The organism is Brevibacillus sp. MER 51, from assembly GCF_023714195.1.
Lineage (GTDB): Bacteria > Bacillota > Bacilli > Brevibacillales > Brevibacillaceae > Brevibacillus.
In genome coordinates this window covers 25,500-40,490 of sequence record NZ_JAMAUS010000025.1, presented here as the reverse complement: position 1 = coordinate 40,490, position 14,991 = coordinate 25,500, and the positions used below count along the sequence as shown (strand labels likewise).

The 14,991-nt window shown below is 49.0% G+C and carries 16 protein-coding genes; 2 read left to right on the top strand and 14 right to left on the bottom strand.

From position 1 onward, the window contains the following. Positions 1-43: 43 nt before the first annotated feature. From M3630_RS28925 to M3630_RS28905, 5 genes are all read right to left on the bottom strand, one after another. Complete coding sequence (locus M3630_RS28925; RefSeq protein WP_251254491.1) at positions 44-1,579, bottom strand: ABC transporter substrate-binding protein; 1,536 nt, start codon at positions 1,577-1,579, stop codon at positions 44-46. A 27-nt stretch (positions 1,580-1,606) separates the two neighbouring features. Then, positions 1,607-2,827, bottom strand: coding sequence for an anhydro-N-acetylmuramic acid kinase (locus M3630_RS28920; RefSeq protein ID WP_251254490.1), 1,221 nt, complete (start codon positions 2,825-2,827; stop codon positions 1,607-1,609). 317 nt (positions 2,828-3,144) lie between these two features. Then, complete coding sequence (locus tag M3630_RS28915) at positions 3,145-3,522, bottom strand: VOC family protein (RefSeq protein WP_173608752.1); 378 nt, start codon at positions 3,520-3,522, stop codon at positions 3,145-3,147. A 5-nt stretch (positions 3,523-3,527) separates the two neighbouring features. Further along, positions 3,528-3,893 carry an MmcQ/YjbR family DNA-binding protein gene (locus M3630_RS28910; protein ID WP_173608753.1) on the bottom strand — a complete coding sequence of 122 codons (366 nt, stop codon included), beginning with the start codon at positions 3,891-3,893 and terminating at the stop codon, positions 3,528-3,530. A gap of 76 nt (positions 3,894-3,969) precedes the next feature. After that, positions 3,970-4,794 (bottom strand): AraC family transcriptional regulator, encoded by an 825-nt coding sequence (locus M3630_RS28905; protein WP_251254489.1) that lies wholly within the window; start codon positions 4,792-4,794, stop codon positions 3,970-3,972. A gap of 170 nt (positions 4,795-4,964) precedes the next feature. Between M3630_RS28905 and M3630_RS28900 the strand changes: the two genes are divergently transcribed. Then, positions 4,965-5,747: a YheC/YheD family protein gene (locus M3630_RS28900; RefSeq protein ID WP_312027529.1), complete on the top strand. Its 783-nt coding sequence runs from the start codon at positions 4,965-4,967 to the stop codon at positions 5,745-5,747. Positions 5,748-5,783: 36 nt separating this feature from the next. Here the strand turns inward: M3630_RS28900 and mscL are convergent, their stop codons facing one another. Genes mscL through M3630_RS28885 form a run of 3 tightly spaced genes read right to left on the bottom strand, consistent with a single transcriptional unit; the run spans position 5,784 to position 8,047 of the window. Further along, a complete protein-coding gene (gene mscL, locus M3630_RS28895; protein ID WP_221867627.1) occupies positions 5,784-6,248 on the bottom strand; it encodes a large conductance mechanosensitive channel protein MscL in 465 nt (154 codons plus the stop codon). Positions 6,249-6,261: 13 nt separating this feature from the next. Continuing rightward, positions 6,262-7,194 (bottom strand): nucleoside hydrolase, encoded by a 933-nt coding sequence (locus tag M3630_RS28890; RefSeq protein ID WP_251254488.1) that lies wholly within the window; start codon positions 7,192-7,194, stop codon positions 6,262-6,264. A 4-nt stretch (positions 7,195-7,198) separates the two neighbouring features. Beyond that, positions 7,199-8,047 (bottom strand): nucleoside hydrolase, encoded by an 849-nt coding sequence (locus M3630_RS28885; protein ID WP_251254487.1) that lies wholly within the window; start codon positions 8,045-8,047, stop codon positions 7,199-7,201. A 216-nt stretch (positions 8,048-8,263) separates the two neighbouring features. On the opposite strand from M3630_RS28885, the gene M3630_RS28880 reads away from it, so the two are divergent. Further along, positions 8,264-8,605 (top strand): hypothetical protein, encoded by a 342-nt coding sequence (locus tag M3630_RS28880; RefSeq protein ID WP_251254486.1) that lies wholly within the window; start codon positions 8,264-8,266, stop codon positions 8,603-8,605. A 341-nt stretch (positions 8,606-8,946) separates the two neighbouring features. Here M3630_RS28880 and M3630_RS28875 read toward each other — a convergent pair whose 3' ends face one another. From M3630_RS28875 to M3630_RS28850, 6 genes are all read right to left on the bottom strand, one after another. Beyond that, a complete protein-coding gene (locus M3630_RS28875) occupies positions 8,947-9,162 on the bottom strand; it encodes a hypothetical protein (RefSeq protein ID WP_232773412.1) in 216 nt (71 codons plus the stop codon). Between the two features lie 53 nt (positions 9,163-9,215). Then, positions 9,216-10,427, bottom strand: a complete 1,212-nt coding sequence (locus M3630_RS28870) for an ABC transporter permease (RefSeq protein WP_251254485.1) — start codon at positions 10,425-10,427, stop codon at positions 9,216-9,218. After that, positions 10,414-11,145: an ABC transporter ATP-binding protein gene (locus tag M3630_RS28865; RefSeq protein WP_251254484.1), complete on the bottom strand. Its 732-nt coding sequence runs from the start codon at positions 11,143-11,145 to the stop codon at positions 10,414-10,416. Before M3630_RS28865 ends, M3630_RS28870 begins: the two co-directional genes overlap by 14 nt. 4 nt (positions 11,146-11,149) lie before the next feature. Continuing rightward, the gene (locus tag M3630_RS28860; protein ID WP_251254483.1) at positions 11,150-12,742 is read right to left on the bottom strand and encodes an efflux RND transporter periplasmic adaptor subunit; all 1,593 of its coding nucleotides are present in this window, start codon (positions 12,740-12,742) and stop codon (positions 11,150-11,152) included. A gap of 146 nt (positions 12,743-12,888) precedes the next feature. Continuing rightward, positions 12,889-14,322 (bottom strand): HAMP domain-containing sensor histidine kinase, encoded by a 1,434-nt coding sequence (locus M3630_RS28855; RefSeq protein ID WP_251254482.1) that lies wholly within the window; start codon positions 14,320-14,322, stop codon positions 12,889-12,891. Beyond that, positions 14,288-14,971 (bottom strand): response regulator transcription factor, encoded by a 684-nt coding sequence (locus M3630_RS28850; RefSeq protein WP_251254481.1) that lies wholly within the window; start codon positions 14,969-14,971, stop codon positions 14,288-14,290. The genes M3630_RS28855 and M3630_RS28850 overlap by 35 nt, the downstream gene beginning before the upstream one ends. Positions 14,972-14,991 lie beyond the last annotated feature (20 nt).

The following is a 14,991-nucleotide window of genomic DNA, read 5'->3' as shown; positions in this document are numbered from 1 at the left end:
TCCGCCTAACCTCTGGCGGAGCCTTCATCACATGTATGCTACATTACTTAATCGAAGTTTTGATCAGCGAGTATATTTCACCCGCTGCGGACGGCGTGAAATCGATGTTGTCACGAACCGCGTAGTAGTTTTTCGGAGATGTCAGGAACAGGTTGGGTGCATCTGCTACCAGCATGGATTGTGCTTGATCATACAGCTTTTTGCGCTCTGCTTGATCTACTGTCGTCAGTGCTTTTTGCACCAGCTCATCGTAGGCAGGGTTGGAGTAATTCCACACGTTGGCAGAGCCAGTTGTCGAGAAGAAGAAACGCATGGAACGGTCAGCATCTACACCAGAAGTGTTGCGGCCTACCATCAAGTTCATATCCTTGGATTTCCACGTATCGATGTAGTTCCCCCACTCAAGCTGGTTGATCTTTGCATTGATGCCGATTGCTTTGAGCTGTTGTTGAATCACTTGTGCCGTTTCTACCATGTCTGGGTAAGTTGCAGCTGTTTCGATTTGGGTCTCGAAACCGTTTGGATAGCCCGCTTCCGCCAGCAATTGCTTCGCTTTTTCTACGTCTGTTTTGTAGGTCGGATAAGTAGCAGGGTCCAAAGCCGAGTTGGTCAAAGCAGGAGCGATCGGACCAGTCAGAGTCGCTTCCCCTTTCCAAACAGTCTGGATAATTTGGTTACGGTCAACGGCATAGCTGATTGCTTCGCGCACTTTTGGATTGTCAAAAGGCTTTTTGTTTACGTTCATGCCCAGGTAACTGTACTCCAAGGATTGGTAGTTCTTGATCTGTACGCCTGGCTTGCCTTCCAAGAGCTTCGCAGAATCAGCAGACACCATACTGATATCGACTTTACCGGAGCGAATTGCAGCGAGACGCTCAGCCTCGTCCTTCATAATTTGGAACTTGATGGACTCTACCTTTGGCAGTTCTTTATTGAAGTAATCCGCATTTTTCTTCAGTAGGACATATTGTCCCGACTCACTTTTTTCCATTTTGAATGGACCAGTACCGATAGCTTCCTTGGTCAGGTCAGTGGAGCCTGCTGGCACGATAGAAGCATAGGCGCTTGCCGTATTTGCAACGAATGAGGCATCCGCATTTTTCAGCTTGAAGACAACCGTCGTTGGATCTTTCACTTCAATTGCTTCTACGCTGGAAAAATACGATTTCGCGATCGAACCCGTGTCTGGGTTCATGATTCGCTCAAAGCTGAATTTTACGTCATTTGCCGTCATGTCTTTACCATTGTGGAATTTGACGCCTTTTTGCAGGAACATCGTGACCGTTTTTCCGTCCGGCGCAATCTCCCACTTCTCTGCCAGATTCGGTATGATGTTCATGTTCTCATCCAGCTTGGTCAAGCTATCGTAAATGAGCGCATAGACGCGCACACTGGATGCCGCTGGAACCTTGTGCGGGTCATAGCCCACTGGCTCTTGCTCGGCTGCCACGATCAGTTCTGTTTTTGCTTGTCCTTCCGCTGACTTGCCTTGCTCTGCGGGTGCTGTTCCTCCACCAGAACAAGCGGAAAGCGCGAGAGACAATGATAGGAAAAAGCCTGCCAATACTCGTTTTTTCACGATGGTACCCCCTCTGTTGTTCTCATGTTAGAAGCATATATTTCCTAACGGCACGGCCCTCTTCGCCCCTGTTACGGATGGCACATTGGATGGTCGTCCCATTAGTGTCTCATGACCCAAAATGGCAAAAGCGACGGCTTCCTTCGCATCGTCAGGCATCCCAAACTGCTGCGCCGTCATCACGGTCATTCCTGTCGGCAATTGACGCTGCAGCATGGAGAGAAGCGTCTGGTTATGAGCGCCTCCCCCTGAGACAATTACTTCCTCCACTTTGGTTGTTGGTAATACGAATTGCATGTAGGCGTTCGCAATTGTCGTGGCAGTCAATGCTGTCACGGTTGCCAACAGATCAGTCTGACTGATCCCGATTTGATTCGCATCATGGAACAGCTCTTGGGCAAAAGCTCTGCCGTATACTTCACGGCCTGTGCTTTTCGGTGGTTTGATCTGGTAATAAGGGTCTTTCAGCCATTTTTCCAGTAACACTGAAGAGACGGTGCCGTTTGCGGCCAACTTGCCACCCTCGTCATACCTCATCTGTCCGTTGGTCATGACCTGGACGATTTGATCCATGATCATATTGCCAGGGCCGGTATCAAAAGCGACGACCTGATCGATAGCTGCGCTTGCAGGAAGCAATGTGACATTGGCGATTCCACCAATGTTTTGCAGCAGTCTGCCTTTTTGCGGATGGCGGAACAAAATATAGTCCGCATACGGAACAAGCGGTGCACCTTCTCCATCAGCAGCCAAGTCTCGAGCGCGGAAGTTTCCCACTACCGGTATATTCGTACGTTCTGCCAGTGTGGACAGCTCGCCGATTTGCAAGGACGCCCTGACCTTTGTCATTCCTTGTGGTCCGGGAAATGGCGTCCGCCCGGCAACATGCCAAATGGTTTGTCCGTGCATACAGACTGCGTCTACTTCGGCTGTCGTGACACCAGCTTTTTGCAACAACCGCTGTACCGCATAGGCATACCATTCAGATAAGCCGTAATGAACCGAAGTCAGCTGATCCACTCTCGCTGTCTCTACACTGCACAGATTCATGACCCACTCACGCAAGTCATCGGAGTATGGCATATAAAAAAAATCGCGGAGAGTCACATTTTCGATCTCGCCCTGTTCATCCGTGCGGATCGCTACGAGTGCGGCATCAATGCCATCCAGCGAAGTACCCGACATGAGGCCGATGAGTACATGCTCATTTTTCGCACGATAATCGAGCAAATTTGCAGGTTGATCCATGTCAAAAGCCCCCATTTGAGAATCGAGAATCGTTGAAAAATTCGAACCTGTTATCGTTTTCATTATATGTAGTAAAATTACACAAGTCAATCAGTTGTTAGTAAATTTTATTTCTTCAAACAACAACCAAGCACAGGTCTCACCCCTTTCAAGCTGTCTCAGCACTAGCCCGTTCTATTGAGAAAAACCAGCGATGTTATGGGTATGTTTTCCTATTAAAAAGTTTTATATATCAGCCAATGATTTCGTCTATAAACGCAAACAAGCCGAGCCTCTTTCACAAAGGCTCGGCTTGTCTTCTTATGGTAAGGATCGTATTAGGCAAACAAACTGATCAAGTTCCCATCCGGGTCTTTCACGATGGCATACCGCTGCCCCCAGAACGCATCCCATGGCTCACGGTGACTCTCGTATCCTTGGGAAACGATTTTCGTGTACAGCCCATCAAGCTCCGCAGCATCCCCACACAAAAAAGCCAGCTCAATCCGATGCCCAACAGGTGCTTCCCATCCCCCATACACACCCTTGGCAACTTCCATTGTATCAAAGGCGAGACGAACACCGTCCTGCGCTACCTCCACATGCGGCTCTTCATTTGCACCTTCGGGAATATCAAAACCGAGTACCCGATAGAAGTCCAACGCTTTTTTCATGTCCTGTACGACAATCCCTACCATATCAAGCTTGATTCCCACATCACTCACTCCTGTTCGCTCTTGATTTCTTGCTGGACGCGCTTGGGCAGTTTTTGGAGCACCGTTTCGTACGCATGCTCGATCATCCTTTCCCACAAACCTTCGGGAATGTCAGCGTCCAAGTAGACAGAATTCCAATGGGATTTATTCATGTGATAGCCAGGTACGATCCCTTCATATGTCTCGCGCAATTCCTCCGCACGCATCGGGTCGCATTTCAAGGTGAGGATGCGAACACCTTTCGAATCGCCCCCGATCATCGCAAATATTTTGCCTCCGACTTGGTAACGATCGCATTCCCAATCCATCTGATAGTCATGGGTGGCACCGGGCTGCTTCCGGCAGTATGTATCCAATGTTTGTTCATTCACATGAATTCACCATCCTTTCCTTAGGGTAACGCATCTCGCCAAAAGAAGATTGTAAAAAACGGACAACTTTTAAAGACTATCGATTCGTACGATCTGGCGAGACAATTTTGCTTGGAGCTACACCGTAAAAAGTGTGAAAGCTCTTGTTCAAGTGCGACTGATCGTAATAGCCACATTGGAGAGCGGCATCTGTAAACGAAGTGCGCGTTCCCTTTGCCAGCATTTGCAGCAGCCCTTGAAATTGAATGATTCGTCCGAGTTCTTTCGGGCTCATACCCAATTGCTGTTGAAACGTCCTGCGCAAGGTTCTCTCGCTGTAATTCACTTTCTCAGCGAGCGCTCCCATGGAAAGATTTCCTCTGTATTCATACAAATAGTTCATGCTTGTCAATAGCAACGGGTCTGCTGGATCATCCATCCACATTCGTTTGATAAGCTCCCGCTCCAACAAAACGATTCGCTCCGCCGTGTCGGAGGCTTCAAGCAAGCCTTCTATCACCTCATCCGCCTCTTTGCCCCAGATGTCTTCCAGATTGGGATGATGTCCGTTGATCATGGCGACGGGGTAGTGCAAAAAGCGGGCCGCTCCCTCAGCGTAAAATCGAATGCCGATCAAAGATTGTGGTTCGGTTACTAGCATGTCTTCGTACGTCCGCATCAGTCCCGTTAGAAATGCCCCCTTCTTTACAGAAGTAGCTCTGAGATTGAAAATGATATCGACGCAGCCATCCGGAATGACTCGGCTCGCACGTGCGATACCCTCGCCGTTGTACTCTGAGACCCAGTAGCAGGCGATATAGTTCGCCAGGCTTTTATTGGGCATGTACTCTCGGTAACGGTACTCATTTTGGACGTTCGCTCGTTGCAGAGTCGGAGGTTGCACTGGGCGATATAGCCGCATGATTTTCGCCATCCTTGTCCAATGATTAGAACATATATTCCCCCACGATTTTTGAAATCCTTCTCACTCCTCGGCATTTTTTGAAAAACGCCAGTCTCATCGGGAGCCAGCAAAAACGGTGGAGAATGTAGTTGCATATGCTGGAACGAATGGATTTTTCGTAAAGCGAGGTGCATGATGTGATCTCCTCCTCCAAGTGGAGTCTTCATCAGTTCTTTTCAAAAAGTCCTTACATTCGTCCTTACCTGCCGCCTACTTCTTTATATCAGCCCGAAAGCTTGGACTCGTATGTAGCGAAGTATTCTACTGTCTATATCAAACCGACGAGAACTCATATGGGAAAAGGGATTATTCGCGTCTGGAAAACGGATAGCGGGGGCTATCAATTTGTGAAGGAGCGCGGAGAGCCTATGCAGGCAGATTCTTTAGCTGACTTGAAGCAGAAGCTTGCCGCTCAGTGCACAGAAAAAAATTATGTCATACAAAAAGGGCTGGATTTAGCTGAAATCGACGGTCGTCCCTTTGACATTCGTGTCATGATGATGCGCAATGGCTTGGGCAAATGGCAATATGCCGGCATGCTAGCCAAGGTCGCTGGTGCCGACAGCATTATTACCAATGTAGCTCGCGGCGGCGGATATGCCGTCACAGTCCCGCATGCCTTGAAAAAGTCTGGAGCTGTCACGCCCGACAAAATAAAAAGTATCGTCTCTCAGTTGATCCAAATCAGTCACCGCGTATGTGCCCACTTTAATAAATATCGGCACAGTGCGCAAATCGGCGTCGATTTTGCCATTGATAAAGCTGGAAACCTCTCCATTATTGAGGTCAATTACGACTTTCCTTCCCACGGACTGTTTGCCAAGCTCAAAGACAAGACTTATTACCATACGATTAAAAGACTTCACTATCAGTATAAAAACCGCGTGAAACGAAAACAGAGGAAGGCATAATCGCCCTCCTCTGTTCGTCTGATTCGTGTATGTGTCTTATTCGGGTGCCAATGCCGTTCCTTTTGTCTCCAGCATGGAGGTGCAGTTCGGGCAGCGCGTAGCCTTGATTGGAATCGCGGAGATGCAATGCGGGCACTCTTTCGTTGTCTCTGGTGCTTTCTCCACTTCTTGCTTGCGTTTGAAACGGTTGAGCTGTTTGATGACGATAAAAATAGAAAAGGCAATAATGACAAAATCAATCACAGAGTTGAGGAACAACCCATAGTTCAGCGTGGCAGCATGAGCTGCTTTTGCTTCAGCGATCGTCTTATAAGGAACCCCGCTCAAATTGATGAACAAACCGGAGAAATCTACCTTGCCAAGAAGCAATCCGATCAATGGAGTAATAATGTCATTAACGAGTGAGGTAACAATTTTACCAAAAGCCCCACCGATAACAACACCGACAGCGAGATCCATGACATTTCCTTTTAACGCAAACTCTTTAAACTCTTTTAACATAATAACTTCCTCCTTACCTACCTAAAACATATTGTAAAAAATGGCTGACAAAGCGCTCATGATCAACCTCCAGGCACACATCCACATTCGGCGGCTGGGCTGGATGTTCCCGTCTGTCTCCAATCGTACGGGCATCACTGGCTCCCCCGGACGTATCTACCGCAACATGCATTGGGACTGACTTCACAAACGTCGGATCAATGACGACACCTACCGCCAACGGATCATGCAGACCGCAGCCGCGCAAGTTGCCCACAGTCACGTAGGCATTCATGTACACCTCGCACATATCCGCGAAAACATGGCTTAAGCGTGTATCCTTCGCTCTCCATTCCTGCAAGTGTTCGCGGGTAAGCAGCGTTTGCATCGTCACATCCAGGCCTACCAGCGTCACGGGAATACCAGACTGGAAGACGTACGCTGCGGCTTCCGGATCAGCGCAAATATTCGCCTCCGCTACAGGCGTGCGATTCCCCGGCACCGTTACAGCTCCCCCCATCACGACCACTCGTTTGACAAGGGATACGATTTCTGGAGCAGCCATAATCGCCCGCGCCAAATTAGTCATGCTCCCGACGGTCACGAGCGTCAATTCGTGAGGATTTTCCTTAATCGCAGAGATGAGAAATTGTGTGGCACACTGTGGCTGAGCCGTTGTCGATGGATCTGGAAGGACCACATTGCCTAGCCCGTTTTCACCGTGGAACAGCCTTGCTTTTCCTGTAAGGTCGCGAACGATCGGCTTCGATGCCCCCTGATAGACAGGAATCGCAGACGCACCCAGCAGCTCGAGCACCTGTAAGGTATTGCGTGTTGCTTCCTCCACCGTAATATTGCCAAAAGTCGTGGTAATCCCACACACTTCAAGAGCAGGCGAGTGAACGGCATAAGCAATCGCCAGCGCATCATCAATCCCGGTATCTACATCCAAAATGATTTTTTCCATGCGCTTATACCCCTCCCTGATCCAAAACGGTTTGCAGCCAGCGCTCTGCCTCTGCCATCTCAACCTCAACACATACAGCCGTATCGGTTCCTACACTCGGTTTTGCCCGTAGATCAGCTAGAATGGCACCCCGTGATAATTCACTTTTGCATTCGACTGAGAGCTTCATCTGCTCGGTTCGCATTTTATCAGGCGAGAGAGCCGCGAGCATCGCTACCCATGCATGTAACCCACGAGCAGAAGCCGCGAACTGCATGTCCGACATCGTCGTTCTATCGATTAGACCAACTGCTTCTGCGAGACTTCCTAGCGTATGTACTTGCTCTTCCGTCAGACGAAACGAGTTGGTTGTATCGAATGGAACGAGCACAAGCGGCAAGCGTGCTGCCAAAACGAGCGCAGCTGCTTCCGGATCACCATGCATGTTTGTTTCGGCAATAGCCGTTACATCTCCTGGTACGCGTATCGCTCCACCCTGCACCACGATTCTCGTAAATTTACTGGCCAACAAAGGATCACGCGCGACAGCCAGAGCTAGCGTCGTCAAACGATCAAACGTCACGAGCGTCAATTCACTTTCCTCATCTTGCGTGGTTTCTGCAAGGAGTCGTACACCTTCCGAGGTGGTCGTTTCTACCGTTCCTGAGAAAAGCGGCTGCCTGGCACCTGTAACGATTGGAATTTCATAACCTGGCTGTGCAAAATCAATCAGTTTGCTAGCCAAGCTTGACTGCGTGTCTCTGCAAATGATTCCTGCTACTTGAACAACAGACGACCGCAAAGCATACAGCAAGGCCAGCCCTTGTCCAAATCCACCGCAAAACTCGATGATCAACCGGTGTTTTTTTGCCACAATCTCATCTCCCGCTTCTCGCTATTGCCATTTGTCAAAACCGCTTTTCCTATGCTATCCAAATCAAGAGCAACCGTCAAATATCCAAATACTCATCTCTACCTTCTCTTCTCTTGCATCGAACGGATAACTATTTTACACTTATTCATGACTTCGACAAAAATCGCCATCACGCAAGACTAATGCGCCAAGCCATGCTAAAGGAGTATAACGGTCATGCCTTCGTTGAACCACTCAAACATGGATGCTATTTCTCTCGTGAAAAACCAACTGATCCAAGCGATTATGCTGCACCAAGCGAAGCCTTATCTGCCTGTTTGGGGTGAACTGTTTACAGCGTTACGGGAAATCCAAAAGGCAGGCCAGCATTCCCAGAAAAATATACACGTCTATTCCATTGAGCCGACAGGCGACCTCTGGTATTTGTACCGAGAGAATGTTTTTTCTGTCGATCTGTCTGGGATGGGCATCACGATTTCTCTCACACAGGAGCAATTTATTGATGCCTTGCTAAAAGGAAGTTTTCAACCTACCCTATCGATAACAAAGCCGTCATGAGAAACGAAACGGCTTTTTTTCATGCATTTTGGACAAAAAAAAGCCCCAAGATCAAATCTTGGGAGAGAGTAGTACGTTATATTCACGTGAATAAGCTTATTTTATATCCCACTACTCACTCATTCTAGCTGTATATTCAGGTAAATGTACCTATTATATCCTATGATCAAAAAAAAGAGGCGGCCCTTCTGCACAGATTGGGTGCCGCCATCCCGAACTTCCCCAAGTTCGTTCATATTCGAATTGTACTATGAAACAGTCCTATCGAAAAGTGTCAGGTTTTGTTTTCCTGTGAATTATTGCAAATCCCTGACGCCTGCTTAAGGCCATCAGGGAGCATTCTATTTGCTATCGTTGTTGAGCACATCAGCAGCTCTCGGTCCAAAAATGATATACAAATAGACATATTGGCTGACGCTAACGCGAGGAAAGACGAACGCAACACTGCTCTTGCCCTCTTGCTGTCTGACAAAATAACGCAATTTGCTTGTTTTGATCCTTTTCACAATGCGTGTCGCTTCTCGCCATGGTACGGAAAATTGAACGCTTTTTTCCATCAGCACCAACACCTCTCACGGCTAGTATGCCCCGGATTGGTAAAATTACACACTCACTCATACCGCAGTGCGTCAATTGGTTTGAGCTGTGCTGCTTTTCTCGCCGGATACACACCGAAAATGACACCGACCAATGTAGAGGTCAGAAACGCATACATGATCGGCGACAGACTAATTGAGGTTGCCATCTGACCGAGCTTGCTAACCAAAAACGCAGCCCCTACCCCTAAGGCAATACCAATCACCCCGCCAATCAGGCTAAGCGTAACCGCTTCGATCAAAAACTGACGGAGAATATCTCCCCGCTTCGCTCCAATCGCTTTGCGAATTCCGATCTCCCGTGTCCGCTCTGTGACAGAAACAAGCATAATGTTCATTACGCCGATCCCGCCAACAATCAGCGAGATAGCAGCAATACCAGATAAAAGCGCCGTCATCGAGCTGGATACTGACTGTGCCGTGCTTAAAATGTCAGATTGAGACGTAATGCGGAAGTCATCGGCAGCTTGTGGCCGTAGTTTGTGATTGGAACGAAGGGCTTGCTGAATATCTTGTTGCGCCTTCTCCATCAAATCCGACGATGCTGCCGAGACATAGATCGAGCCCACATTTTTGCCTCCAGTCAGCCTGTTCATCGCAGTGGTAATCGGAATGATGATCCGATCATCGTTGTTTGTCATGCCTGAACTACCCTGGCTCTGCAATACGCCGATGATCGTAAACGGAATCCGGTTGATCTGAACGGTTTGCCCCACTGGATTCGCTCCTTTAAACAGGTTGCTGACCACCTCTGTCCCCACGACAGCCACGTTGTATTGCATCTTCACTTCAAAATTGCTAAAGAAGCGCCCTTGTCCTACTTCTACATTCCTCACCTGCGGGAAATCGGCTGACGTCCCCTCGAGCATACTGGAATAGTTATTGCTTCCCCAAACAATCTGCCCCCGCGCATTGACGCTGGGAGCCACACCCGAAATGGACTCTTTTTGCATCAGGGTTTCTGCATCTGCCATCGTCAGCGTATTCAGAGAGCCAGCCCCAAGGCTTACCCTGCCTTGTGTCGCCTGACCAGGTGTGACAATCAACAGGTTGCTCCCTAAACCATTGATCTGCGAAGCAACAGACGTGGAAGTCCCTTCTCCGATCGCCACCATCGCGATAACAGCAGCCACACCGATGATGATTCCCAGCATCGTGAGGACGGAGCGCAAGCCATTTGCCCTGATGCTGCGAAAAGAAATGCGTACACATTCAAGAAAGCTCATCTGCTCTACCCTCCATCGACACCCTTCTGCGATCCTCCACCACTTCATCCGCGATGATTTGCCCATCGCGAAACCGGACGATCCTCTTGGCATACTCCGCAATATCAGGCTCATGTGTCACCAAAATAACCGTTTTGCCCGCATCGTTCAGCTTTTGAAAAATACCCATGATCTCTTCACTCGTCTTCGTATCCAGCGCTCCTGTCGGCTCGTCTGCGAGCAGAATGACGGGATCGTTGACGAGAGCTCGCGCAATCGATACGCGTTGCTGTTGTCCACCTGACAGCTCATTGGGCTTGTTGTTCAATCGCTCTGCCAGTCCGACACTGGTTAATGCCCGGATGGCTTTTTCTCTTCGTTCCCGTGCAGGCGTGCCTCCATATAACAGAGGCAACTCGACATTTTCGACTGCGGCTGTACGTGGCAACAGATTGAAATTTTGAAAAACAAAACCGATTTTCTGATTGCGGATGACTGCCAATTCATCATCATGGGCTTGTGATACAGGATAGCCGTCCAAAAAAAATTCTCCCGAGGTAGGCTTATCCAGACAGCCAATCACATTCATCATCGAAGACTTGCCTGAACCCGATGGCCCCATGATTGCCACGAAATCCCCTTCCTCAATCGACAAGCTGACACCCCTGAGCGCATAAATCTCCTGGTCTCCGATGACGTACTGTTTTCTCAGCTCTTCTATTTGAATGACCGGTTTCATCTGCCTACCGTCCCCTTATTTGGACGCCCATTCCGCCGAATCCCGGCATACCGCCGCCCATTCGATTTCCATTTTGACTCGTTCCAGATGAGGTCTGTGTGTTCGCGAGGATGACGACACGATCTCCTTCAGTAAGCCCCTCTGTCACCTCTACCTGATCGGCAGTGAAGTATCCCATTTTGATTGGAACAAATCGATACGGCATATTCGCTCTGCCCTCTTTGCCTCCACTGCGGTTATTCACTTGCTTCGCCTCAGCCTGATTCTCTTCTACTCCTTCACCAGCTTGTTGTGCAGCAGCATCCTTTAGTACATACACGCCATCCTTGCCATTTTGCGTTTGCAGCGCTTGCGCAGGTACCACGAGCACATTTTTATGGGTTCCTCGCTCGATCGCGACGTTCATCGTCATTCCGATCTTCAATTTGTTATCCTGGTTTGCCACAGACAACAGCACATCGTAAGTGGTGACTCCAGCGTCAGTTTTCGCTTCCGGATAGATCAGCTTTACTTTTCCATGGAACGTCTCGTCCGCATAAGAACTCGTTGTAAACGTCACAGGCAAGCCTTCCTGCACTTTACCGATGTCGCTCTGGCTAATCTGGGCCAATACCTCTAAATCTCCGCTATTCGAATTATCCATGATAATGAAATCATTCCCGGGTATTTCGCCTACATTGCCATTCACCTGGACGATCACTCCGTCCATCGGCGCTTTCAAGGTGACAGCCCTCAATGCCTTCTGTGCTTGTTGCAACCCCGCTTTTGCCTGTTCCACCGCTGCTTTGGCTGATAGTACTGTGGCGGCATCCGGACCTTCATTGGCTTCCTGTAACGCTTCTTGTGCTGTTTGATACGCAGCCAATGCTTGCTCTACCTTCACACTGGCCTGCCCTGTCGTCTGTCCGGCAGTCAATACAGCCGAGTTGTAATCGCGTTTGGCTTGGTCCAACGAGGCTTGGGCACTGTCGAATTCGCTTTTGGCAATCGCACCTGCTGCGAACAAGGTCTGCTGGGAAGTGTACGTCTTCTGGGCATTCTCCAGGTTTGCCTTTGCCTTTTCTACGTCATTCGCCGCTTTCTTTCCGTCAATGTTTTGCTTGGCGAGCTCCCATTCGTTCTTGGTCTGATTGACGGCGGCTTGTAAAGAAGTGATTTCAGCACGGCTTTTGCGCTTTTGCGCCTCCTCTAGCTTGGCTTGGGCCGACAATAGATTGGCTTCCGCATTCGTCACCTGGATTCTCGCTACAGAATCGTCCATCGTCGCCAGAATTTGCCCTGCCTTCACGGCATCACCAACGCCGACCTGAATAGTAGAGATCGCATCCTTGGCTTCTTCTGCATCAGAAAACGAGAGAGACGAGCGCTTGGAAGCCTGGACAGTACCTGATGCCTGCACGACTTCTGAGATGTCCCCCCTTTTTACCGTCTCCACTTGAAAAGCGGCCTGCGCCGTTTGTGGGGTAAAAAATGACTGGTAGCCCAATATACCTCCTGAAACGATCACGGCCCCGACAGCCAAAACTCCAACGATCCACCTTTTCCTGTTGCTTCCTGCCTTCGAAAACAACTCTCTCTTGTTCTCCTTGTGAGTCACGCTCAGTCCTCCTACCGTCTGCTTGATTGAAGACTTGTCTTTTTGGTTGCGACCACTATACGGAACGAATACGTCAGGGAAAAGTCAGATGAAGGCACAAAAAAAACGACCGGAGAGAACCAGGTCGCTTTTCGAGCATGCATGGATTATTTGCGCAAAATCAACGTGAAGGTGCTGCCTGACGCGGTACTCTCAGTCAGAATCAACACACCTCCTAACGCTTGGGCAATCATCCTACTAAAAGACAAGCCAAGCCCAAGCCCACGGACGATGTGCTTCTTGTCCTCGCCACGGTAGAATCTCTCGAAGATCAAAGACTGTTCTTCTATCGGTATCCCACGTCCATTGTCCTTCACGTCAATGCGAATCTCCTCTGCGGATGCAGATAGTGACACGACGATCCTCCCCTCCGATTCCATCGCTTGTGCTGCATTGTTTAGGAGATTGTACATGATTTGCTGCACTCGTAGCGGGTCGGTATCTATCATGATCGGATCAGAGGTACTTTCGATGTCCAGGCAGAGCTTCTCTTCTTCCTGCATAATTTTCCATTGGTGCGTAATTTCCCGGACCAGCTCCTGCATGTTTTGAGGCTGCCTGCGAATGCGAATGTCACCGACTGCAAAAGAGTTAAAATCGAGCAAATCCTCTACCATCTTTTGCAGACGTGTCGTTTCCTTCGTACAAATATCCAAAAACTCCTTGGCTTCCTCACCGCTCACAACCTCTTCCCTCACGGCTTGCACCAGCCCACTGATGGACGTAACAGGTGTTTTGAGTTCGTGGGTCACCCCTGCCAATAACTCGGTACGCATCATTTCCAGCTGCTTCAATCGCTCTGCCATTTCTCCAAAGGAATGAATGAGCTCATATACTTCTTGTTCGCGCTTGTTTTTATCCAATTGAATCTCGTAGTTTCCCAGCACGATTTGCTTGGCAGCGTCTGCCACATCCTTAATCGGCTGAGACAGCTTTTTCGTCAGCAAATAAATGACGAGCCAGCCAAGCAAACCGAGACCCAGAAGCATGATCGCGAGCAATTGAAATTCAGTCATGCTTCGTATCACCTGTTTTTGTGGGGTGAACAGCATGACCCATCCAACCACTCGCTCATCCACCTTAATGCTTTCCTTCACGAAAAGCACTTCTTCGCCCCGCGCAAGCTCAAACTGTGACAGGCTGTCATCCGCTTCCACCAGATCAGGCGCAATGCGCTTTAATTCCCCGGAAAAAAGACCAGGTACGCCAAATACCGGTTGCTTGTGTTCATCCAAGATCATCATAATTGGCTTGTAATTGACTCCGAGTGACTCCTGACGACTGTCCACAATACGAAACAAGAACGGAGCCATTTTTACCTTGCCTTCCACATCAATGACCCGATCCGCTACTTCCGCTGCCATCAGTCTCATAAAATCAAGGCGTTTTTGCGTCTCGCTATAAGAAATCCAGTAGCTGGATGCAATCCCGATCACGAAAAGGCCGATACACAAGATGATCAAGTATCGCGTCGTCCAATAGCGAAACAAAGAGGTGCGTTTTTTCTCATTCATATACGCACAGCTTGTAGCCCAAGCCACGATAGGTACGGATTTCCCCTTCGGATGTCGGCCAATTTTCCAAAGATCGCCGGATGCGTTTGATCGCGAGGTCTACTGCGCGATCACTTCCTTCGTAATCCATCCCCCACACCTGCTCGATGAGCTGTTCTCTGGTGAACGTCTGGTTTTTGTACTGCGCCAAAAAAAGAAACAGGCACAAGTCCTTTGGTGTGAACGCCAGTTCGATGCCGTGCAGCATGACGGAATACGCCTTGAAGTCGACTCTCAGACTGCCAAACTGCTTCACATGATTGCCTTCTATTAATTGTTTCGAGCGACGTAATACTGCATGTACGCGAGCGACCACTTCGTCGGCAATAAAGGGCTTGGTGATATAGTCGTCAGCACCTAGGTTCAGACCCGCCAGCTTGTTATCGATTTGTCCCAGCGCTGTCAGCATGATGACAGGACACGAGCTTTTCGCCCGAATATATTCGAGAATACTCCATCCGCTTCGTCCAGGCAGCATCACATCTAGCAAAACGAGCGCAGGATTGAGTGAATCAAACTTCCGCTCAGCTTCCTCGCCGTTAAATGCCTGTTCAACCCGAAAGTTGTTTTTTTCCAAATACGCCTTTAATACCCGAGAGATGGGTAACTCGTCTTCCACGATTAAGATGTTTTGCATACTCGTACTCTTGCTCCCCT

Bases quoted from the DNA above. Each gene is read 5' to 3' on its own strand.
- M3630_RS28920 (WP_251254490.1), bottom strand. From the start codon at position 2,827: ATGGATCAACCTGCAAATTTGCTCGATTATCGTGCGAAAAATGAGCAT.
- M3630_RS28905 (WP_251254489.1), bottom strand. From the start codon at position 4,794: ATGCGGCTATATCGCCCAGTGCAACCTCCGACTCTGCAACGAGCGAAC.
- mscL (WP_221867627.1), bottom strand. From the start codon at position 6,248: ATGTTAAAAGAGTTTAAAGAGTTTGCGTTAAAAGGAAATGTCATGGAT.
- M3630_RS28890 (WP_251254488.1), bottom strand. From the start codon at position 7,194: ATGGAAAAAATCATTTTGGATGTAGATACCGGGATTGATGATGCGCTG.
- M3630_RS28880 (WP_251254486.1), top strand. From the start codon at position 8,264: ATGCCTTCGTTGAACCACTCAAACATGGATGCTATTTCTCTCGTGAAA.
- M3630_RS28875 (WP_232773412.1), bottom strand. From the start codon at position 9,162: ATGGAAAAAAGCGTTCAATTTTCCGTACCATGGCGAGAAGCGACACGC.
- M3630_RS28870 (WP_251254485.1), bottom strand. From the start codon at position 10,427: ATGAGCTTTCTTGAATGTGTACGCATTTCTTTTCGCAGCATCAGGGCA.
- M3630_RS28865 (WP_251254484.1), bottom strand. From the start codon at position 11,145: ATGAAACCGGTCATTCAAATAGAAGAGCTGAGAAAACAGTACGTCATC.
- M3630_RS28850 (WP_251254481.1), bottom strand. From the start codon at position 14,971: ATGCAAAACATCTTAATCGTGGAAGACGAGTTACCCATCTCTCGGGTA.